A 21,920-nucleotide genomic window follows, 5' to 3' on the forward strand; every position below is an offset into this window, starting at 1 on the left:
TAGGACAGTTTCCATGCGCGCAAGCCGCTTTTTATTTGCAACGTTAAGAGAAACCCCAAATGATGCTGAAGTGATTTCACACCAGCTCATGCTACGTGCGGGGATGATTCGTAAACTCGCTTCTGGCTTATACTCTTGGTTGCCCATGGGAACGCGCGTTTTAAAGAAAGTGGATGCCATTGTCCGTGAAGAGATGAACCGTTCAGGCGCATTAGAAGTCTTTATGCCAGTGACTCAACCTGCTTCGCTTTGGGAAGAGTCGGGTCGTTTTGAACAATACGGCCCAGAACTATTACGCTTTAAAGATCGTCATGACAATCCATTTGTGCTCGGTCCAACTCACGAAGAAGTAATTACCGACTTGGCCCGTAATGAACTCAAAAGCTATAAACAGCTCCCTTTGAATTTCTATCAAATTCAAACCAAATTCCGTGACGAAATTCGTCCACGCTTTGGGGTAATGCGCTCGCGTGAATTCATCATGAAAGATGCATATTCATTCCATGCGGACCAAGCATCATTACAAGAAACCTATGATGTGATGTACGACACTTATAGCCGTATCTTCACTCGTCTAGGTTTGGACTTCCGTCCAGTACAAGCAGATACCGGTTCAATTGGTGGTTCAGCTTCACATGAGTTCCATGTACTTGCGTCAAGTGGTGAAGATGACATCGCTTTCTCAACAGAATCTGACTTTGCAGCCAATGTTGAAATGGCCGAAGCCCTGTTAGTGGGTGAACGTGCTGCTGCAACTCAAGCGTATACTCTAGTCGAAACACCGAATCAAAAAACCATTGCGGATGTGTGCCAATTCCTCAATGCTGATGCGAAACAGTCCGTTAAAGCATTATTGGTACAAGGGCCGACCGATGATAAAGGTCATACACCAGTTGTTGCCTTGTTCCTCCGTGGTGACCATGAACTTAATGACATTAAAGCTGAAAAGCATCCATTGATTGCTGCACCATTAGCCTTTGCGACTGAACAGCAATTGCAACAGCATGGTTTAACCGCTGGTTTCTGCGGCCCACAAGGTTTAGTGGAAAAAGGCTTAACCGTGATTGTGGATCGTGCTGCATCGGTCTTGTCTGACTTTGTTGCAGGTGCAAATGAAATCGACAAACATGCAACTGGGGTTAACTGGGATCGTGATGCCAAATTCACAGAAGTATTTGACCTGCGTAATGTGGTTGAAGGTGACCCATCTCCAGATGGTAAAGGCACAATCCTGATTAAACGTGGGATCGAAGTCGGTCATATCTTCCAGCTCGGCACCAAATACTCAGAAGCGTTAGGCTGTAAGGTTCTTGGCGAAGATGGTAAACCATTTACCGTCACCATGGGGTGTTACGGCATCGGTGTAACACGTGTGGTCGCTGCGGCGATCGAACAAAACTTCGATGAGAAAGGCATTATCTGGCCACAAACGATTGCTCCTTTTGAAATTGCGATTGTGCCAATGAATGCACATAAATCACCACGTACGCTTGAAGCAGCAGAAGCATTGTATGCTGAGCTACAAGCACAAGGTTATGATGTCCTGCTAGATGACCGTAACGAACGTCCAGGTGTGAAATTCTCTGATCTTGAATTAATGGGAATTCCACATCGTATCGTGATTGGTGAAAAAGGTTTGGATGCAGGTACGTTCGAGTACAAAGGTCGTCGTGATGCTGAATCAAGCAATCTCAATAAAGAAGAATTATTAGCAAAACTTGTTCGCTAATCTAAATTCTAAACATAAAAAAGCCGTTTCCATGAAACGGCTTTTTTATTCATTAAGCAGTCAGATCTTTAATGGTTTCTGATGGGCCATTATTTTTCACAGACTCAATCCCCTTATCACGAGACTGTTCGCTTGCATACAGTTGACTGCTTCCAATCACCTGATGATTGGCAGCCTTTAAATTAAAATAAGCTTTTTCATTTTTAGACGTCAATCGTTCATAACGACCATCATCTGGACTATTTTTTTGTACCGATGCAATCCCATTTAAGGCCGCTGCTTTGGTTTTATACAACTCACTATTCAATACGGGCTCGCCATTTCCGGCTTTTAACACAAAACGATATTGCCCATCACTTGCTTGACTGACTTCGAACCATCCTGCCATAAGGACCTCTATTTTTTGGAGTTAGTGTTGTTTGTTATCTCATCCAATATAGAACAGCTGTGAAAGTTTAAAAAGATTAAATTTTGTTCGCTTTTGGTAATTATCATCAAACATAAAAAAGGAGCATTTTCATGCTCCTAAATAGAAATCGTTTAAACTTTTTTCACGAACTCTGACTTTAGCTTCATCGCACCGACACCATCAATTTTACAATCAATATTATGACCGTCACTGGCATCTGGAACCAAGCGGATACTTTTCACTTTTGTTCCAACCTTCACCACAGAAGATGAACCTTTAATTTTTAGGTCTTTCACAACCGTTACGCTATCCCCATCGGCTAGCACATTTCCATTGGCATCTTTAATGATGTCCTGTAATTCTGAAGCCGCTACTTCCCCTTCCTTCCATTCATGTGAACATTCAGGACAAATCAATAAATCGCCATCTTGGTAAGTATATTCTGATTGGCATTGTGGGCAATGTGGAAAAGACATAAAAGAAACTCAAAACGGCTATTATGATGGATAGATGTAATTTTTCAAAATTTTAGGCTTGAATCTCAATGCCAAGTAAATAATTCTTCAAAACTAAAGCATGATTCAGTTGAGGATCTTTGGCTGCATAAATCAGCGTCAATTGCTGTTGCGCTGCCATTTCTCTGAGTTCATTGACATGTGGATTTCCAGATAATTCTTGATAATAGCCTTGCTGAAAACTGAGCCAATGTTCAGCCTTGTGACAAAAAGCCTGCCGCAATTCCGTTGACGGTGCAATCTCCTTAAGCCATAAATCTAAATGCGCACGCTCTTTGGAGATTCCTCTTGGCCATACGCGATCAACCAAGATACGCTTCCCATCGGTGACTGCCACAGGGTCATAAATACGTTTAATCTCAATTTGCATACTCAGCCCTTCAATTTAGTTTTAACTTTCCATTGCGATATCAATCACCTGCCCTTTGGAATCAAAGCTGACACATATCACATAATTGGTAACTCCATCGGGCAAAGTAAAATCAAGCATGTCATGCGGCTCTAAACCCTCATCCTTCCATTGATGATCAAGCACCAAAAACGCTAATACCTGCAACGGCGTTGGAGTCGATGTCCCAAAGTGTTTTTGCCAATATGCAGATTCAATCTCTTCAAGATGATGTTGAATAAATAACTCTACACTGTCTTCGGCCTGTTGATTTTCTAAAGCTTCCCGCATTGCAAGGCGTGCAAGCTGTTCACGGCGTTCAACAATTGCTTGTTCTGACATAGCATCCCCCGATGTCATCATCATAAACTATATTTTTAAGCTGATTTTTCTTTTCGATTACTGATCTGGAATCTCAGCCTGTACCAATAAGCCAAGCAGATACAGTGATTCTTGCCAGCCTAGATAACACGCTTCGACAGGAATCACCTCTGGTATGCCTTCTTGAGTGATATGGATTTCGGTACCGACCAATACTGGTTTTAATTGAATCGTCACCTGAATCTCACCTGGCAGGTTCGGGTCATCAAAACGATCGGTATAACGCAAGCGTTCATTGGGTACTAGCTCAACATAGGTTCCACCAAAAGAGTGCGAGCGTCCAGTTGAAAAATTGGTAAATGACATTTTATAACTGCCACCCTCTTGAGGATCAAGATGATGGACTTTTGCGGTGAATCCATGCGGTGGTAACCACTTTACCAAGGCATCAGGATCTAAAAAGGCTTTATAAACCCGAGCTGGTGGCGCATTCAATACGCGATGTAATTTTACGGTCCCCGTCATTCTTATTCTCCAATCTTACGATTCTTGTGTTGGATCGATTTATCATAGCGATTTGGTGCACAAATGCTATGCCTTTAATCCCTCATTTGAGCACGAATATCGAGAATCTCAAGCTGCTTTTTTGTGAAAAATAGCGCAAAATAACAATCCATATTTTCGTGATTAGAATGCAGATTTAGGATTGATCTATGAGTCAGCTTGCTTTTACTGCTTTTAGCTTAAATGGTGTAGATGCACAAAAATTTTTACAAGGTCAGGTGACCGTGCATGTAGAGCGTATACCTGAAAATGAAAGTCGCTATACCGCTATTTGTGATTTAAAAGGACGTATTCATTTTGGTTTATGGATTAAACGACTTGGCCCAGAGAGCTTTGAACTTGTAACCACGCAAGACCAAGCTGAAGAATTTGCTAAGCACATTAAAAAGTTTGGTGCCTTCTCTAAAATGAAGTTAGAACAAATCGGTCCTGTCTTTCCAACGGTAAATGGCATTCAAACCGAATTTTCATCAGTAGAAAGTGATATCGGCACTTGGCAAATTCAGGCAATTCAGTCTGGACAAGCGTGGATTAGTCAAAGTACAGAGCATTTATTTCAACCACAAGAATTACGCTTACATCAACGTGATGGCGTACATTTTGATAAAGGTTGTTATCTCGGTCAGGAAATCGTGGCGCGTCTTTGGTTTAAAGCAAAGCCGAAGCATTGGTTGCATTTAATTCAAGCCCAAGGTGATCTGCCTGCACCAGCAACTCAACTCAGCAAAGATGTTGAGGTGGTGAATAGTGTTGCATTTGAAGAAGGCTATTTAGCACTGGTCATTGCAAAACCCGCTGCTTTAGAAGAGCTCGGTGTAACCGCTTTGGATCTACCAGATGCACTGAATGGTGATGTGGCTCGCCCACAATCATAAAACCCTAGCAAAAGCCCTCTTAGGGCTTTTGCATTATGTGTAAAATTATTAAAATAAAATTTCCTTTCAAATTCAACATATACTGATTTAAAACAATTATGCCTATTCTTTTTTTACGGGAAATTTCTGTGTATAAATTAAATTCACTTTATATTATGACAATTGCAATAATATTGAGCTCACAATCTATTTTTGCAAATACAGAACAAATTCACCAACGAATAAAAAGCCTTCCAAAAGAGCTCAAACCCGAATTTATAGATAAGACACCGATTCCCAATCTATATACTCTTTCAAATATTAGAGGTTCTATATTGATTGATGCTTCAGGCCGATATTTAATTGATGGGGATATGATTGATCTTGAGAATATGCAAAACATAGCAGACTATAATTATCAAAAACATTATGCAATCAACCCAAAGCAACTCCCTACAGCCAATGCATTAAAAGAAGTAAAAGGGAATGGTAAAAGAGTTTTATATGTTTTTGCAGATCCCGACTGCCCTGCATGTCAGGCATTACAAGGGATTCTTGAGGATATTGATAACATAACAATTTACACTTTCCCAATGGGATTAGCACATTTACACCCCACGGCCATTGAAACCTCCAAGAATATTTGGTGCTCAAAAGATCCTGTCAAAGCTTGGAAGGCATATTTATTAGATGGGGATAAACCAAATAAAAGAGCAAATTCGTGTCATCAACCCATCGATCAAAATATGGCAATAACCCAAAAATATCGAATTAATCTAACACCGACAATATTTAATTCACAAGGACATCGAGTTGTTGGGGTACCCGAACTTGAAGGCTTAGAAAATTTTATTAATACTGTCGATCATGAATGAGGTACTTGTTTGAATACCCTGTTTATTTGTAGTCGTAATCAATGGCGTAGCCCAACAGCTGAGCACATTTTCGCTCAAGGCTATGGCCTACATACCCGTTCCGCAGGGACCAGCCGTCATGCCAAACATACTCTCTCTTTAAAGGATATTGCTTGGGCGGAACAAATCTTTGTAATGGAGTCTCGACACAAGCAACAGATCAAAGAACAGTTTTCTAAACAACTCATACATAAACGAGTGTTTGTGCTCGATATTCCAGATGACTATCGCTATATGGACCCGGAGCTGATTGAATTACTTCAATTGGCGATGCAACCATATTTAAAATAAAGTTTGGGCTAAATTCTTGTCGAAAGCACAAATCAACGTTATTGTTCCTTTATTCTCAACACAACCGATTCCTCATGAAAATAACGATCAAAACATGGTTATCTGCACTCAGCTTGAGTCTGCTCAGCTTACAAAGCCTACATGCCGATAGCAAAACACTGGAAAGAAACTTCAAACAGAATTATCCAGATATTCCAGTCAAATCAGTTAGTCCTTCACCTTTACCTGGTATTTATGAAGTCTATGCTGCTGGCAAAATCATCTATACAGATGAAACAGCCAAATATCTGTTTTTCGGTAACCTTCTCGATGTCAAAAACAAGAAAAATTTGACCGAAGAGCGCTTAGCTGAATTTGGCAAAATTGATGTCAAACAACTACCGCTCGATCAAGCAATCAAATATGTAAAAGGTAAGGGAGAACGTATCCTTTACGTCTTTAGCGATCCTGACTGCCCCTATTGCCAAAAACTTGAACAGAATATGACCTCTATCGATAATGTCACGGTTTATCTGTTCTTGTTCCCACTAAAAAGTTTACATCCACAAGCTGAAGCTGTTGCCAATCAAATTTGGTGTTCAAAAAACCAGTATGAAGCTTGGGAGGATTATATGCTGCATCGTAAAGCACCAAAAAAAGCAGTACAGTGTGAAACCCCAATACAAAAGAATCTTGCCTTAGGTCAAAAACTACAAATTGATGGTACCCCGACCCTATTCCTGCAAAATGGGATGCGCCTCTCTGGTAGCCCACAAAATGCGGAACAGATTGAGCAGCTTTTACAGGAAGCCAGCAGTAACAAATAATACGCAATGATGGAGGCTTGTTGACTTTTTTGCCACAAAGGGTCACAAGCTTTCATTCAAAAAATTAAACATAAATTATTGATTTAATTTTATTTATTTAATTTACAGACTTAATTCCCCTTCTTCCATTTCACTACGATTTATACAAAATCCTTATTTACATTTTCGCCCAAACTTTTATGATGAAGGCAGCATATTGAGTTCTGCTATGCAAAGGATGAAAGCAGATCAACATGAAAGGAAAATAAACATGAAAAAATTGCTCATCGCGAGTTTAATTACGATTGCAAGCCATACAACATTTGCAGCAGACACTAAAGCAACAACCGTCAAGGCCGATCCGTTATTCACCAAAGCGACTCAACTTTACGAAGCAAAAGACTACCCTGCAGCCTTTCAGGAAATGCAACGTTTGGCCGATACTGGAAATAAACAAGCGATCTTTAATTTAGGTTATATGACTCAAGCTGGGCAAGGGACAGCGAAAGATGAGAAGAAAGCATTGCAGTATTATCAAGATGCATCAAACAAAGGCTATGGCCCTGCAACCTTTGCACTCGCTCAGGCCTACCATAAAGGCACACTTGGGCTAGGTAAAAATCCACAAAAATACAAAGAATATTTAGAGAAAGCCTCAATTCAAGGCTCTGATGAAGCGACCGTTGAGTTTGCTGATATTCTTTTTAGGCAAGGTAAGCCTGAATATGATCAACTTGCTATTCAGAAATTATTGCCTTTATTGAGAAAAGATTATTATCCTGCTAAAAATCTAAAAGCGGTGTATGACCTTGGCATTGGTGTAAAGAATAAAAATCCATTCATGCAGCAACAAGCGGTTGAAAGTTTAAAAGAGCTTGCCAAGAAAGACTATGCACCGTCACTGATGATTCTAGGTAATATGCTCGCCAACGGGAATATTATCGATCAAGATTTAGAACAGGCAAAAAATATTTTTACTCGTTTAGCAGCAGCAAATTACCCCAATGCGAAAGAGTCTTTGGCCAAAGTTGAAGAAGTAATTGCTGCGAAAAAAGCAGCACCCAAAAAGTAAAAAATAAAGAGCAGCATACACATGCTGCTCTTTTCACTTAGAATTGTTTGCTTACTTTAATTCCAGCACTCCAATTACGCCCATCCGCTGGTTCAAAGAAACGGCTATTGCTATCATTGACAATCACAGAGCCTGCATAGTTCTTATCAAATAAATTATCAATACGCGCAAAGCCATTAACCCCCCAATCTGCATATTTCCATGCATATCCTGTATAAATTGAAGCAACGGTATAGCTTGGCGCTGTATCACTATTCACGTCGTCTACATAAACCTTGTCCATATACTGCGCATCTGCACCCGCATAGAAGCCCTGCTCTGGTTTCCACGCTAAACCAAGAGAAGCTTGGTTCTTCGCAATACCGGGGATTGCGTTGCCCTTTTCAACAGCCTTAACCGTACCGATAGCTGGAATTGCAGCATCAAACTTAGCATCTAAATACCCGTAACTACTGCTAATCTCAAGATCTTTCCAAAGCTTTTTATTCCATGCTAACTCAAGCCCTTGACGAAGTGTTTTATCGGCATTCCGAAAGGTCGCACGTCCATTTGAAGTGCCTGCTGAAACAATATCATCTTTGGTTTTGCTCTGAAAAACAGCCAAAGTAAAATCACCGAGCAGGTTTTGTGATTTTACGCCGAGTTCATAGTTATCACTGCTAGATGGTTTTAGATTAAAGTTAAATCCAGCTTTATCCTTATCCGCCTGATAAGCCATTTCAGTAAACGTTGGGGTTTCAAAGCCTTTGGCGTAGCTCGCATAAGCCAATAACGCAGGTGTAATTTGCCAGCTTAAAGCAGCCGACGGTAACACCTTGTTATAATCGGTTTTATCACTATCATTGCCATTGCTTAAATAGTGATCCTTAGATTTATAATGCACATTGCTATAACGTACACCTGTGTCTAAACGCCAAGCTGGTAAAAACTGCCAAGAGGCTTGTAAATAGGGATCAACATTCCATAAAGTATTGTCTTCATCGCGACGCAATGTGCCTTTCACCCCATAAGTTGGCTTAGCGTTAACGAGATTAAAATTCTCATAGCCTTTGCGGTCTTCATCCATGCTATCAACAGCAAGCCCTGCGCTGAAGGTTGTATTCGGTAACAGCTCTTTCCCTGTCCAACGGAAATCAGCACCATAATAATTCCGTTCAAAATCGATCACCCCACCCGCATGATTTGGATTGGCTTGAGCTGTTTGAGGAATCGATTGATATTGAGTCACTTGACGATTGCCGAAATAAGCCATGGCATACAGCTCATGCTGATCATTAATCGGTTTAGACCACGTCACACCCGTTTGCGTTTGCTCAATATCTTTACGGACATTATAAGTATTATTCGCATCATTGACTTGACGTGGATTCTGCTGCCATTGAGCTCTATTTAACCCTTGTGGATCATTGGCATGAATCTTGACATAGTTGGTGACCCAGTTGATTTTAGTGCCATCATCCAAGTTCCACGTCAGTTTGGCATTATTTAAGACTTTTTCTGCACTGCTATGGTCACGATAGCCATCGGTATCAAAATAAGATGAACTAATGATATAGCTCGGTTCATTTTGATTTTTTGCACCGCCCTGTAGTACTACTCCTGCACGATTCTTGTTATGGCTGCCACCCGCATAACTCATTTCAATCGAATCTTTGCCCTGACCTTCTTTGGTCGTTGCCAAAATCGCACCACCTGATGAGTTGCCATATAGTGATGAAAATGGACCAGTTAATACTTCAAGATGACTGAGGCTACTTAAATCAATATTCGAGGTTTGGCCCTGTCCATCTGGCATCGTTGCTGGAATACCATCGGTATATAAACGGATCCCGCGCACACCAAAGGTAGAACGCGCACCAAAACCACGCATCGAGAGCTGCAAATCTTGAGCGTAATTTTCACGATTGCGTAATTGAACACTTGGAATCCCTTTCACCACTTCGGTTAAGTTCACCTGCGCAGATTGATCATTTTGAGGCATATCCACTCTAAAGATCGATGCAGGTGTTTGCATATAAGTGGTATTGGTTCGTGTTGCTTCAACTTTAATGGTTGGAAGCTGCACCGCTTGATCTGCATCGGATTCAACTGCCCAGACAGCGCTACTACTCGCCCCCATACACATTGCGACGCAACCATATAAAAGGTTTATTTTCAGTGAAGGCATGAAGGTTCCTTATTTCTCAAAATTTCAAAAGGATGATTTTTAAAAGTAAGCATCTGATTATTTTATATTTGTCTTACATCATTCACTTTAGCCAAAACCATCAATCTGGTTACTGATTGGCATTGGTAAATAAAATTAAATACCGTCATAATTGTAAGTGAAACATTTACCCTCATTGTATTGTTGTTGAAACAACTTGAGCTTTCTATGCCCGAACTTCCTGAAGTTGAAACCACCAAAACCAGCTTGCTACCGCTGTTAGAACAACGTGTCCAAGCCGTCAAAGTATTCAATGCAAGTTTACGTTGGCCAATTCCAAACGATCTCGACAAACTAGTCGGACAGCGTTTGACTCAACTTAAACGTCGCTCTAAATATATTTTAGCTGAGTTTGAACAAGATCAAATGCTCTGGCATTTGGGTATGTCAGGCAGCTTTCGTTTGTGTGAACCCAATGAAGCACTCAGAAAGCATGATCATCTGGTGATTGATTTTGAAGATTTGCAATTACGCTATCACGACCCACGTCGCTTTGGCTGCATTTTGTGGTTAGACCAACACAATCAAAGCAAACTAATCGACACACTTGGCCCTGAGCCATTAAGCGAAGATTTTAATGCAACTTATCTCCGTGAAAAGCTAAGTAAAAAGAATGTAGGCATTAAAATTGCTTTAATGGATAACCATGTGGTGGTTGGTGTCGGCAATATCTATGCAACAGAAAGTTTATTCAACATCGGGGTTCACCCAGCACAACCAGCTTCGACGCTGAGCAAAGCTCAAGTGGAAAAATTGGTCATTGAAGTTAAACGCATCTTAAAGCAGGCAATTGATTTAGGTGGCTCGACCTTGCGCGACTATAGCAATGCCATGGGCGAAAATGGTTACTTTCAACAAACGCTTTTGGCCTATGGTCGTGCAGGCGAAATGTGCGTGAATTGTGAAACGACTTTGGAAAATCTGAAATTAGGCCAACGTGCCAGTGTATTCTGCCCGCAATGCCAACCACTGAAGTTAAAAAAAGCGTAAGCTTATTAAGATGTACGGAGGAGAACATATCATGCAAACTGCGATTGTTCGACATATTTTAGTCAAAGACAAAGATCTGGCTGAACAGCTAAAAAAGCGCATTCAGTCTGGTGCTGATTTTGGCAAGGTCGCCAAGCAATACTCAACCTGTAACTCAGCAAAACGGGGGGGAGAATTGGGCGAGGTGAAAAAAGGTCAACTGGTGCCCGTCATCGATAAACTGGTTTTTAGCGCCGCAGAACGCATTTTACATGGCCCAATTAAAAGCCAATTTGGTTTTCATTTGGTTGAAGTCAAATTCCGTATGGGCAGTTTAAGATAATTGATCTCGTTGAGCTTAAATTTAGATTTAAGCTCAACTGTACGGTTATACGAATTTAATCTTGGGGTTTCATCACATAGGTCCATGCCAAGGTTGTGCCGCCATCTGACAGTTGAACCAGAACCTCTACCCGTTGATATTGCATCCCTTCAAAATCATCCAACATCTGCCAATTCTGTTCTAATTTTTCGGTACTAAACAAATATCCCTCAACCAAAGGATCTGCTTCATTCAACACGATTGCAGGTAAACCTTGATCTGGTCCCCAATCCAGAATATGAATGGTGCCATGCACTGACGCCTGCCGCCAATCACCGCCGATTTCCCCCAAAATATGGGCATTTTCTCGATTTGGGCACAGTGTGCCATATACAAATAATCGATTCATGTTGCTTGATCCCCTTCGCAATATGCACAGCATCTTAAAATGAAAGTAGCAATTTTTCTATGAAAAATAACGATTTTCACATCATTACCCTGAAATGATCTATTCCAATAGGCAATAAAAAAACGGCATCTCAAATGCCGTTTTTTTATTCAAGCTGAATTAACCTTGTTTTTTCAATTCATCACGAATTTCACGTAACAATTGAACATCTTCTGGTGTTGCTTCAGGCTCAGGTGCAGCCTCTTCTTGTTTGCGGATACGGTTCATCACTTTCACCAACAAGAATACCACCCATGCCAATAACAAGAAGTTAATCAGAATGGTTAAGAAGCTACCATAAGCAAATACATTCAGTCCTGCATCCTGTGCCGCTTTCAGGGTTGTCACATTATTCGGGTTTTCGCCAAGGATAAGGAACCAGTTGGTGTAATCCACATCACCACCCAAGATCCATGAAATCACCGGCATCACGATATCTTTTACCAATGAATCAATGATTTTACCGAAAGCGCCACCAATGATGACACCAATCGCTAAATCCATCATATTGCCTTTGATGGCAAATTCCTTAAATTCTTTAATAATACTCATCTATAACTCTCCAGAGTTGAACTTGATCGCAACCTGTTTTTGCATTGTTTATTACACAGGTGCAGTTATCCACATAATGTTGATAATTTAATATTTTTATCAAAAAAAGAAAGTTATTTCACACTTTAACAACACTTTTTATTTTAATAAAAATATGTGTTTAAGCATGTTCTTCCGCTTATGTTTATGCAATAAAAAACCGCTAAATAAATTTAGCGGTTTTGTCATTTTTCAGTGAAGAAAAATTATTTATCGCGGTTACGCTTACGTTCGTTTTCAGTTAAGTAACGCTTACGAATACGAATCGATTTTGGTGTTACTTCAACCAACTCATCATCTTCAATGAATTCAAGTGCTTGTTCAAGCGTGTATTCAATTGCAGGTGTCAAAGTTAAAGCATCATCAGTACCAGACGCACGAACGTTGGTTAACTGTTTTGCTTTAGTTGGGTTTACAACCATATCGTCTGAACGAGAGTTAATACCCACGATCATCCCTTCGTACACTTCTAACTGTGGCTTCGCGAATAAACGACCACGGTCTTGAAGCGTGAAGAGTGCATAGCCCAAGCAAGTACCTTGAACCATAGAAATCAATACACCGTTTTGACGCTTCGCTACGCTACCCTGTTTCACAGGACCGTAATGAGAGAAGCTTGATGTCATGATCCCTGTACCAGAAGTCATGGTCAAGAATTCAGAACGGAAACCAATCAAACCACGTGAAGGAACAGTTGCTTCAATACGGATACGGCCTTTGCCATCAACTTCCATATTGGTCATCTCACCTTTACGGTGACCCATTTGCTCCATTACAGAACCTTGGTGCTGTTCTTCAACGTCAAACGTTACGTTTTCATACGGCTCTTGTCTTTCACCATCAATTTCTTTGATGATCACTTGTGGACGTGATACGCCCATTTCAAAGCCTTCGCGACGCATGTTTTCAATCAATACTGAAAGATGAAGTTCACCACGACCAGAAACTTTGAAACGGTCTGGACTGTCAGTATCTTCAACACGTAATGCTACGTTGTGAATCAATTCGCGATCAAGACGTTCACGGATGTTACGTGAAGTAACAAACTTACCTTCTTTACCAGCGAATGGTGAGTTGTTTACTTGGAATGTCATCGAAACTGTAGGTTCGTCTACAGACAATGCAGGTAAAGCTTCTACATTTTTCGGATCACAAATCGTGTCAGAAATGTTTAATGCATCAATACCAGTAATACAGATGATGTCACCTGCTGATGCAGATTCTACATCAACACGCTCTAAACCGTGGTAACCCATGATTTTTAAGATACGACCGTTACGTGTCTTACCTTCTTTATCAATCACAGTTACTGGTGTGTTTAATTTCACTGAACCACGTTGGATACGACCAACACCGATAACACCAACGAAACTGTTATAGTCAAGTGATGAAATCTGCATTTGGAAAGGACCATCAACATCAACTGCTGGTGGTTCAACAATATCTACAATCGTTTGGAACAACGGTGTCATGTCTTCCGCTAATTCTTCTGGTGAAGGACCAGCAACACCACGTAAGCCTGAAGCATAAACGATTGGGAAGTCTAACTGTTCGTCAGAACCACCAAGGTTATCAAACAAATCGAATACTTGATCGATTACCCAATCTGGACGCGCGCTTGGCTTGTCAACTTTGTTGATAATCACGATTGGCTTCAAACCACGCGCGAACGCTTTTTGCGTTACGAAGCGAGTTTGTGGCATTGGACCTTCTTGTGAATCTACAAGAAGCAATACACAGTCAACCATCGACATTACACGTTCCACTTCACCACCGAAGTCGGCGTGTCCCGGGGTGTCCACAATGTTGATGCGGTATTCGGTGTTTGTACGTGCGTCTAACCATTTAATTGCAGTGTTTTTTGCAAGAATGGTAATACCACGTTCAGACTCAAGCGCGTTAGAATCCATAACACGTTCAATCTCGCCTGCGCGATCACCAAGAGCACCTGATTGTTGTAAAAGTTTGTCGACTAGAGTCGTCTTACCATGATCGACGTGCGCAATAATGGCAATGTTACGGAGAGTTTTAATATCTGACATGTAAAATTCGATACGCTTTAAATTTGAGGGCAAATTATACAGAAAAATACTAAACTTTAGTAGTGACAGTTTATTGACAGTGCACTTTTTTTCTGACGAAGTGTTATAGAATCGTTGGTAAAGCGAGCTAACTCTATTAGAATATTCCACTAATGCCTCTCGCTTTTTATACTCCCATGTCGAATTCACAACCTCAGCAGCAGCTTGATCTGGTCTATGGACTCAATGATCGACCGAAACCTTTTGTTGCATTTTTAGCCGCCTTACAGCATCTTTTGGCGATTTTAGTCCCAATTGTCACCCCTGGATTACTGATTTGTTTGGCACTTGGCGTCTCCCGCGAAGACACCAATATGATCCTTTCGATGTCTTTAATCATTTCAGGCATTGCAACCTTTTTACAGTGTAAAAAGGTAGGTCCATTTGGTGCGGGACTGCTCATTGTCCAAGGTACAAGTTTTAACTTTATCGGTCCAATCATTGGTATCGGGAGCGCAATGGTTGCTGCGGGTACACCCGTTGAGCAGGTGATGGCTGCCATCTTTGGTGTGGTGATTGCGGGTTCATTTATTGAAATGGGCGTTTCTCGAATTTTGCCATGGGTAAAAAAGCTGATTACGCCGTTAGTCACAGGTATTGTGGTGCTGTTGATTGGTCTTACTTTGATTAAAGAAGGTCTGATTAGTATGGGCGGTGGTTATACCGCAATGCAGGACAACACCTTTGCCAATGCAGATAACCTGATCATGTCATGTACTGTATTGGGTATTATTATTCTGCTCAATCGTATCAAAATTATTTGGGTCAAAAGTTCAGCAATCTTAATTGCCTTGGTGATTGGTTATATTCTTGCCGGTTTTATGGGCCATTTAAACTTTTCAGTACTCAGTGATGCTCCTTTGATTCAAATTCCAACACCAATGCATTTTGGACTCAGCTTCTCATGGAGTCTGTTCATCCCGATGGCATTTATCTATCTGGTCACTTCACTCGAAGCAATTGGTGACGTTACAGCAACCAGTAAAATTTCAAATCAGCCAGTCGATGGCCCAATCTGGATGCAACGGATCAAAGGTGGTGTGTTGGTCAATGGCGCCAACTCATTTTTAGCAGGTATCTTTAATACCTTCCCAAGTTCGGTATTTGCACAAAACAATGGTGTGATTCAATTGACTGGTGTGGCAAGTCGATATGTTGGGATTTGGATTGCCGTGCTCTTGGTGATTTTAGGTTTATTCCCTGCTGTAGCTGCCGTGATTCAGGCCGTACCACAAGCGGTACTTGGTGGTGCTGTCATGGTCATGTTTGGCGCAGTCGCTGCTTCTGGTATTAATATTCTTTCCAGTATTCACCTCGACCGTCGTGCTTTGTTGATTATTGCGATTTCACTTGCATTAGGTCTAGGTGTTGCACAAGTACCTCAAATCCTCGAGCATCTACCTGAACTATTTAAAAATATTTTTAGTTCTGGTGTTGCAACAGGCGGTATCGCTGCACTAATTTTAAATATTGTTTTACCTGAAACACATAAATAATCAACCAACAATCGCAAGTGCCCAGTTTCACGACTGGGCTTTGTTTTTGATGAGAGATCAAAATGGATCCACGTAGTGAAGTTGTCATCAGACAACAAGATTATTTAAATGGGCAAATCTTACTGATTAATGCCCCAAATGATCAGCTCGCCAAAAATCTACCTCAACATGTTCAAGCTTCTGTATGGACTTGGAATTATGCAGATCACCAAGCTTTCTTAAATACGGGGATCACATCGCATTTTTCAGTTGAATTCCCACAAGCAACGTTTGATCAGGTTGTTATTTTCGTCCCCAAGTCGAAAGAATTACTAAATTATATTCTGCACGTTGTCGTTAGCCATTTAAAACTTGATCACAATATTTTTCTGGTTGGTGAAAAAAAAGGGGGGGTTGAGCGGGCAGCAAAACAATTATTGCAATATGGCAAAACACTAAAACTTGACAGTGCACGTCACTGCCAACTTTGGCAAATGAAGATCGAACGAACAGAGCAGTTAAAACCACTGGAACACTGGTTAAAAACTTATACAGTTCAAATAGATCAAGAACAGTTAAATATCTGTGCCTTGCCTGGTGTATTTAGTCAAGATCATTTAGATGTCGGTACAGCCGTATTAGTCCCTTACCTTAGTCAAGTAAAATCAGGTAAGATTGCCGACTTTGGTTGTGGCGCTGGAATTATTAGTGCCTATTTGGCCAAACTAGATTCGAATCGGCAAATTTTTGCACTTGATGTTGATGCATTTGCATTACGGTCTACTGAGCTGACCTTTCAACGAAATGGTCTTAATTTAACTCAGTTAAATCTCCAAGCTGTCACTGGTTTTGTAGATGCACCGAATGATTTAGATGCGATCGTCAGCAATCCGCCTTTTCATCAGGGAATTCATACCAATTACGATGCGAGTGAGGAACTTTGCCAACGTGCGAAAAAACATCTGAAAAATTCAGGTGAATTATGGATCGTGGCAAATCGTTTTCTAAACTACCCTCCTCTGATTGAACAGAGTTTTGGTGAATGTCAGGTGAAAGCCGATCAACAAGGATTCAAGGTGTTATATGCCTGTGCAAACAGGGGCAGCTGATACTTTATCTATGGTTGCGGCAGAGAATATTTTTTAGGCGGTATAAGGCATGGTTGATGAAATTTAGTGATTCTAAATGAGTCAGCCATAACGCTATAGCGGCAAAAAATATTCCTGCCCCGAAGGGCTATGGTTGAAATTTCCTCACTCTTCGTTATGAAACTTAGCAATAGAGTCGCTATTACTTTCGTTTCATGCCTTGATTAATGAAATTTCAGCTTATAACGCAACCCAGATATAAAGTGTCAACAGACCCTTATACAGTTTAAGGAATTTTTATGAGCGATACATCTGCTCCTCAACACCTTCAGCGCAAGCTCGGGGCTCGACACCTGAACATGATTGCCATTGGTGGATCGATCGGCACAGGCTTATTCCTTGCTTCAGGTTCAACCATTGCCACTGCGGGTCCAGGTGGTGCGTTATTGGCCTATGCCCTCATCGGGATCATGATTTACTTCTTGATGACCAGCTTAGGTGAACTCGCAACGCATAATCCAACATCAGGTGCGTTCTTTACCTATGGTAGCCGCTATGTCGAAGATGGCTTTGGTTTCGCCTTAGGTTGGAATTATTGGTATAACTGGGCCATTACCGTTGCTTTCGAATTGGTTGCCGTCCAGTTCATCATGAAATTTTGGTTCCCTGATATTCCAGGTTTCTACTGGAGTGCGATCTTCCTTGCCATTATTTTTGGAATTAATGCCTTAACGGTGAAAGGTTTTGGTGAAAGTGAGTTCTTATTCTCTTTGATTAAAGTCATTGCCATTATCGTGTTTATCGTGATTGGTATCTGGATGATTGCTAAAATCATGATGACACCAAATGTCTCGGTATTTCAGCACTGGACTTACAAGGAAGCTCCTTTTGTCGGTGGTTTGCAAGCCTTAATCGGGGTTGCCATGATTGCTGGATTCTCATTCCAAGGGACTGAGATGGTGGGAGTTGCCGCAGGTGAATCAAAAGACCCTAAAAAGACCATTCCATTGGCGATTAAACAGATTTTCTGGCGTATTTTACTGTTTTATATCCTATGTATTTTCATCATTGGTACCTTGGTCAGCTATGACGATCCTCTACTGTTAAAAGCAGCTCAGAGCGAAGATATTGCACTCTCTCCATTTACGCTTTTATATGAAAAAGCAGGCTTTGCCTTTGCAGCAAGCTTAATGAATGCGGTAATTCTCAGTGCAATCTTATCTGCGGGTAACTCGGGAATGTACTCCTCTACCCGTATGTTATTTGATATGGCCAAAGAAGGTCGTGCGCCGAAATGGTTCTCCAAACTCGATGGCCGTGGCGTACCAATGAATGCACTCTATGCAACCACTGCAGTTGCGGCATTGTGCTTCTTAACCACCTTTATTGGCGAGAAACAAGTTTTCAACTGGTTACTCAACATGTCAGGAATGTGTGGTTTCATTGTATGGTTAGGTATTGCGATTTCACATTATCGTTTCCGTAAGGGCTATATTGCGCAAGGCTATAAAGTTGAAGATCTGGCATATCGCGCCAAGTTCTTCCCATTTGCCCCATGGTTTGCATTTATTCTTTGTTCAATCATTATCTTAGGTCAAAACTATCAAGCGTTACTTGGTGGTAAAATAGACTGGCTAGGTCTAGTTTCAACCTATATCAGCATTCCATTATTTTTGGCGATCTGGTTGGGTTATAAGTGGAAACACAAGACCAAGCTGATTGCTTATAAAGACATGAATGTCAAAGAAGGCGAATAAAAAACCGCTTTTTACTTGACCCAAATGAAAATATGAGTAAAATCTCGCTCATATTTTCAACGGCACCACATGATAGGAGGACGACAACATGCCATTACAACTAGGAACTACACCATAAGATTTGGCACTGTCGACTCACGGACAAGTGTACAAATCAATTGATCACTTGTCCGAATGCTCTATTTAACCTAGCATTCGCTAGGTTTTTTTATGCCTATTCGGACCAACAATTAAAATACCCGAGACAAGAAAATGGGCATACAAAAAATACTCAATGCAGATGCGCAATATGGTGTTCCAGTGAAAATTTTCACAACCGATATTGATAGCGAAAGTATTGAACAACTGAAAAAAATGGCACAACTGCAATTTGTTTATTCACATATTGCGGTGATGCCTGATGTACATGTCGGCAAAGGTGCGACCGTAGGCAGCGTCATTCCTACCAAAAATGCCATCATCCCCGCAGCTGTCGGTGTTGATATTGGTTGTGGGATGAATGCGATTCGACTCAACCTCAAGGCCTCACAGCTTCCAGACAACCTCGCACCGCTACGTCATGCCATTGAACGTAAGGTTCCTGTGGGCTTTGAACTGCATAAACAAGTAAAAGCAAAAGCTTCTAGCATTATTCCTCTGGAGAAACGCTTACAACCGATCATCAAAAAACATCCAGGTTTGGTTCGGATGCTCAGAAAGTTCGATGCCACTTGGCAAAAACAACTCGGTACCTTAGGCGGTGGCAATCATTTCATCGAACTGTGTCTGGATGAAAATCAGGACGTCTGGGTCATGCTGCATTCTGGCAGTCGTGGTTTAGGCAATGTGATTGGTACATATTTTATTGAATTGGCAAAGAAAGAAGCACAGCATCGTTTCGGTCATGTCCCTGACAAAGACTTAAGTTATTTTGCTGAAGGTTCAAATAGTTTTGATGATTATGTTGAAGCCGTGGAATGGGCACAAGAATATGCCTTTGAAAATCGACGTGAAATGATGCGTCTGATTTTAGAAGCAATCCGCCCACTGCTACCACCGTTTCAAATGACCAAAGAAGCAATTAACTGCCACCACAATTACGTCAGTCAAGAAACTCACTTTGGTGAGAATCTCTTGATTACACGTAAAGGTGCAATTCGAGCAGGTCAAGATGAATTAGGCATTATCCCTGGCTCAATGGGAGCACGCTCCTATATTGTAAAAGGCAAAGCCAATCCTGAGTCCTTCTGTTCATGCTCACATGGCGCAGGACGTAAAATGAGTCGCAGCAAAGCCAAACTACTGTTTAGTCAGGATGATTTGATTCAGCAAACCCAAGGGATTGAATGTCGAAAAGACAGTGCTGTGATTGATGAAATTCCAGCTGCTTATAAAGATATTGATCAAGTCATGGCAAACCAATCTGATTTGATCGAAATCGTACATACCCTCAAACAGATTTTATGTATCAAAGGATAATCAAATGAAACTCAAAGAAATGCCAAAAATTAAAGTCCGCAACCCTGTAGCGCTTTCGCCTTTATTACATAAAGGTGGAATTCATGAAACAGAGAAACCTCGAGCACAGCATCGACGTGAAAGACAAAATACCAAGCAGCAGCTTAAAAAAGAAATATGGTAAATAATTAATAGTGATTAAAATATTTTAAACCTATTCAATAAAAGGAGAATCCCAATGTTTTATGACTTAGATCCATCATATAAAAAAAGCGACTCTGACGAGTCGCTTTTTTTCAGTTCATAAACTCAAATTATTGAGCTTGTTGACCTGGTTGTACAAGAACAGTACGGCTACCAGTAATCGCAGCGAATACGCGACGGTTCATAGCACGACCTTCTTTAGTTTTGTTGTCAGCAATCGGTTGATCCCAAGCGAAACCTTGAGTTGTCAAACGAGTTGCGTTTACGTTGTATTCATTTACAAGTGCAGATTTAACAGAGTTAGCGCGAGCTAAAGATAAACGTTCGTTCAACTTACGTGGACCAGTGTTATCTGTGTGACCTTCAATACGAGCTGTCGCATTCGGGAACTCAGCTAACTTCTCAGCAACCTTAGCAATTTCAGACTTGTATTGTGGTTTGATAACAGACTTGTTCGTATCGAAGAATACGCGAAGTTCCATGTTAAGATCTTCAGTTAACTCTTGTGGTTGTGGAGCAACTGGAGTTGGTTCAACTGGAGCAACTTCTACAACTGCTGCAGCTGGCTTCAAGTGACCACCAAGAACTACGTTCAAACCAGCAAGTGCTGTATATCTCCAGTATTTCTCATCAAAATCGTACGTACCACGAGCTTCTGTACGAAGAGATAAAGCATCATTTAAGCGCCAGAAAGCACCTAAACCAGCGTTACCAATCGTGTCTTTCTTGTCAGCATAGATACCGTCAAAATCAGTTTTCATCTGACCAGCACCTAACAATACATACGGCTTAATTTTGCTATCGTAGTTTTTCGTGATCAAGTCAGAAGTAGCATAGAAATTACCAGCAACTGTTTGTTGCTTGTATTCAGCATTCGCTACGCCAGTACCATCAAGATCACCCTTCACCTGGTTATATTCAACTTCAAAACCTAACCAAGGTGTTAACTCAACGCCTAATGCAGCACCAACAAATAAATCATCCTGCAACTCTGCATGAGTTGTTAGGTTGTCATTATTATGCTTACTATCCTGCCAGCTATAACCCACTAATAATGGAGTTACTGTTACGCCAGCATTCGCAGCAGCTAATGGAGCAGCAACAAGCATAGCAAGTGCAATACGACTCAATTTCATGGATATCCTCCAAAAAAACAAAAAATTGTTTGTTCTCTAAACGCTTAATAGTTTTTGAATACTGAGAAATAGTCTTATTGTATCTTTTCCCGTTATTCACCTTACGTTAAATCATACAAATACTTGATCAATTTTCCAAGCATTTAATAACATTCAGTCAGCAGCCACCGAAAAAAATAACCTATTTCCCACCCCCAAAAACTAGAAAATTCTAATTTAACAACATCTAATTCAGGCTGTGAGAGCTTATCACTTTTTAATCAAAATTTTAACAAGCTATCAAAATCTTTTCAATAAAACTAAATAATTCTCACAGTACATCTAAAATTAAGACAAGATTATGCCAGTTTTTAGATTTTATGTT

General features: G+C 40.8%; 23 protein-coding genes. 13 read left to right on the forward strand and 10 right to left on the reverse strand.

Features of this window, described 5'->3' with window-relative positions; genetic code table 11:
- Positions 1-13: 13 nt before the first annotated feature.
- On the forward strand, positions 14-1,729 hold the full coding sequence (locus V6E90_RS14170) for a proline--tRNA ligase (protein WP_016541463.1): 1,716 nt from the start codon (positions 14-16) through the stop codon (positions 1,727-1,729).
- 52 nt (positions 1,730-1,781) lie between these two features.
- Here the strand turns inward: V6E90_RS14170 and V6E90_RS14175 are convergent, their stop codons facing one another.
- The 5 genes from V6E90_RS14175 to V6E90_RS14195 form a co-directional block, all read right to left on the reverse strand.
- Positions 1,782-2,117: a YegP family protein gene (locus tag V6E90_RS14175; protein ID WP_016541464.1), complete on the reverse strand. Its 336-nt coding sequence runs from the start codon at positions 2,115-2,117 to the stop codon at positions 1,782-1,784.
- Between the two features lie 152 nt (positions 2,118-2,269).
- Positions 2,270-2,614: a zinc ribbon domain-containing protein YjdM gene (locus V6E90_RS14180; protein ID WP_016541465.1), complete on the reverse strand. Its 345-nt coding sequence runs from the start codon at positions 2,612-2,614 to the stop codon at positions 2,270-2,272.
- Positions 2,615-2,666: 52 nt separating this feature from the next.
- Positions 2,667-3,023, reverse strand: coding sequence for a DUF488 domain-containing protein (locus V6E90_RS14185; RefSeq protein WP_332605695.1), 357 nt, complete (start codon positions 3,021-3,023; stop codon positions 2,667-2,669).
- 21 nt (positions 3,024-3,044) lie between these two features.
- The gene (locus V6E90_RS14190; protein WP_081403845.1) at positions 3,045-3,407 is read right to left on the reverse strand and encodes a DUF2004 domain-containing protein; all 363 of its coding nucleotides are present in this window, start codon (positions 3,405-3,407) and stop codon (positions 3,045-3,047) included.
- Between the two features lie 33 nt (positions 3,408-3,440).
- On the reverse strand, positions 3,441-3,893 hold the full coding sequence (locus tag V6E90_RS14195; RefSeq protein WP_332605814.1) for an SRPBCC family protein: 453 nt from the start codon (positions 3,891-3,893) through the stop codon (positions 3,441-3,443).
- A gap of 182 nt (positions 3,894-4,075) precedes the next feature.
- Here V6E90_RS14195 and ygfZ point away from each other — a divergent pair, with 182 nt between their 5' ends.
- The 5 genes from ygfZ (at position 4,076) to V6E90_RS14220 (ending at position 7,842) form a co-directional block, all read left to right on the forward strand.
- A complete protein-coding gene (gene ygfZ / locus V6E90_RS14200; protein ID WP_332605698.1) occupies positions 4,076-4,801 on the forward strand; it encodes a CAF17-like 4Fe-4S cluster assembly/insertion protein YgfZ in 726 nt (241 codons plus the stop codon).
- A 128-nt stretch (positions 4,802-4,929) separates the two neighbouring features.
- Positions 4,930-5,655 (forward strand): DsbC family protein, encoded by a 726-nt coding sequence (locus V6E90_RS14205; protein WP_442881262.1) that lies wholly within the window; start codon positions 4,930-4,932, stop codon positions 5,653-5,655.
- A gap of 9 nt (positions 5,656-5,664) precedes the next feature.
- Positions 5,665-5,985, forward strand: coding sequence for a low molecular weight protein tyrosine phosphatase family protein (locus tag V6E90_RS14210; RefSeq protein ID WP_332605702.1), 321 nt, complete (start codon positions 5,665-5,667; stop codon positions 5,983-5,985).
- Between the two features lie 74 nt (positions 5,986-6,059).
- Entirely contained in the window at positions 6,060-6,791 is a 732-nt protein-coding gene (locus tag V6E90_RS14215; RefSeq protein ID WP_023271401.1) for a DsbC family protein, read from the forward strand.
- Positions 6,792-7,041: 250 nt separating this feature from the next.
- A complete protein-coding gene (locus V6E90_RS14220; RefSeq protein ID WP_016660719.1) occupies positions 7,042-7,842 on the forward strand; it encodes a tetratricopeptide repeat protein in 801 nt (266 codons plus the stop codon).
- A gap of 37 nt (positions 7,843-7,879) precedes the next feature.
- Here V6E90_RS14220 and V6E90_RS14225 read toward each other — a convergent pair whose 3' ends face one another.
- Complete coding sequence (locus V6E90_RS14225) at positions 7,880-10,009, reverse strand: TonB-dependent receptor (RefSeq protein ID WP_332605709.1); 2,130 nt, start codon at positions 10,007-10,009, stop codon at positions 7,880-7,882.
- A 207-nt stretch (positions 10,010-10,216) separates the two neighbouring features.
- Between V6E90_RS14225 and mutM the strand changes: the two genes are divergently transcribed.
- Positions 10,217-11,038 (forward strand): bifunctional DNA-formamidopyrimidine glycosylase/DNA-(apurinic or apyrimidinic site) lyase, encoded by an 822-nt coding sequence (mutM, locus tag V6E90_RS14230; protein WP_332605711.1) that lies wholly within the window; start codon positions 10,217-10,219, stop codon positions 11,036-11,038.
- A gap of 10 nt (positions 11,039-11,048) precedes the next feature.
- Positions 11,049-11,360 carry a peptidylprolyl isomerase gene (locus V6E90_RS14235; protein WP_081401633.1) on the forward strand — a complete coding sequence of 104 codons (312 nt, stop codon included), beginning with the start codon at positions 11,049-11,051 and terminating at the stop codon, positions 11,358-11,360.
- A 55-nt stretch (positions 11,361-11,415) separates the two neighbouring features.
- Here the strand turns inward: V6E90_RS14235 and V6E90_RS14240 are convergent, their stop codons facing one another.
- The 3 genes from V6E90_RS14240 to typA form a co-directional block, all read right to left on the reverse strand.
- Positions 11,416-11,748, reverse strand: coding sequence for a gamma-glutamylcyclotransferase family protein (locus tag V6E90_RS14240; RefSeq protein ID WP_016541476.1), 333 nt, complete (start codon positions 11,746-11,748; stop codon positions 11,416-11,418).
- Positions 11,749-11,907: 159 nt separating this feature from the next.
- Positions 11,908-12,339, reverse strand: a complete 432-nt coding sequence (gene mscL / locus V6E90_RS14245) for a large conductance mechanosensitive channel protein MscL (RefSeq protein WP_332605713.1) — start codon at positions 12,337-12,339, stop codon at positions 11,908-11,910.
- Positions 12,340-12,584: 245 nt separating this feature from the next.
- Positions 12,585-14,420, reverse strand: a complete 1,836-nt coding sequence (gene typA, locus V6E90_RS14250; protein WP_332605715.1) for a translational GTPase TypA — start codon at positions 14,418-14,420, stop codon at positions 12,585-12,587.
- Between the two features lie 176 nt (positions 14,421-14,596).
- Here typA and V6E90_RS14255 point away from each other — a divergent pair, with 176 nt between their 5' ends.
- The 5 genes from V6E90_RS14255 (at position 14,597) to V6E90_RS14275 (ending at position 20,400) form a co-directional block, all read left to right on the forward strand.
- On the forward strand, positions 14,597-15,955 hold the full coding sequence (locus tag V6E90_RS14255) for a uracil-xanthine permease family protein (protein ID WP_016541478.1): 1,359 nt from the start codon (positions 14,597-14,599) through the stop codon (positions 15,953-15,955).
- A gap of 62 nt (positions 15,956-16,017) precedes the next feature.
- Positions 16,018-17,043: a class I SAM-dependent methyltransferase gene (locus V6E90_RS14260; protein WP_016541479.1), complete on the forward strand. Its 1,026-nt coding sequence runs from the start codon at positions 16,018-16,020 to the stop codon at positions 17,041-17,043.
- A 278-nt stretch (positions 17,044-17,321) separates the two neighbouring features.
- Positions 17,322-18,779: an amino acid permease gene (locus V6E90_RS14265; protein ID WP_016541480.1), complete on the forward strand. Its 1,458-nt coding sequence runs from the start codon at positions 17,322-17,324 to the stop codon at positions 18,777-18,779.
- Between the two features lie 252 nt (positions 18,780-19,031).
- Positions 19,032-20,237, forward strand: a complete 1,206-nt coding sequence (locus tag V6E90_RS14270; RefSeq protein WP_016541481.1) for an RtcB family protein — start codon at positions 19,032-19,034, stop codon at positions 20,235-20,237.
- Between the two features lie 4 nt (positions 20,238-20,241).
- Positions 20,242-20,400, forward strand: a complete 159-nt coding sequence (locus V6E90_RS14275) for a hypothetical protein (protein ID WP_016541482.1) — start codon at positions 20,242-20,244, stop codon at positions 20,398-20,400.
- 130 nt (positions 20,401-20,530) lie between these two features.
- On the opposite strand, the gene omp38 is transcribed toward V6E90_RS14275, so the two are convergent.
- Positions 20,531-21,556 carry an outer membrane protein Omp38 gene (gene omp38 / locus V6E90_RS14280; protein WP_262756650.1) on the reverse strand — a complete coding sequence of 342 codons (1,026 nt, stop codon included), beginning with the start codon at positions 21,554-21,556 and terminating at the stop codon, positions 20,531-20,533.
- Between the last annotated feature and the right edge of the window lie 364 nt (positions 21,557-21,920).

Source organism: Acinetobacter sp. ESBL14, from assembly GCF_036668815.1.
GTDB classification, from domain to species: domain Bacteria; phylum Pseudomonadota; class Gammaproteobacteria; order Pseudomonadales; family Moraxellaceae; genus Acinetobacter; species Acinetobacter gyllenbergii.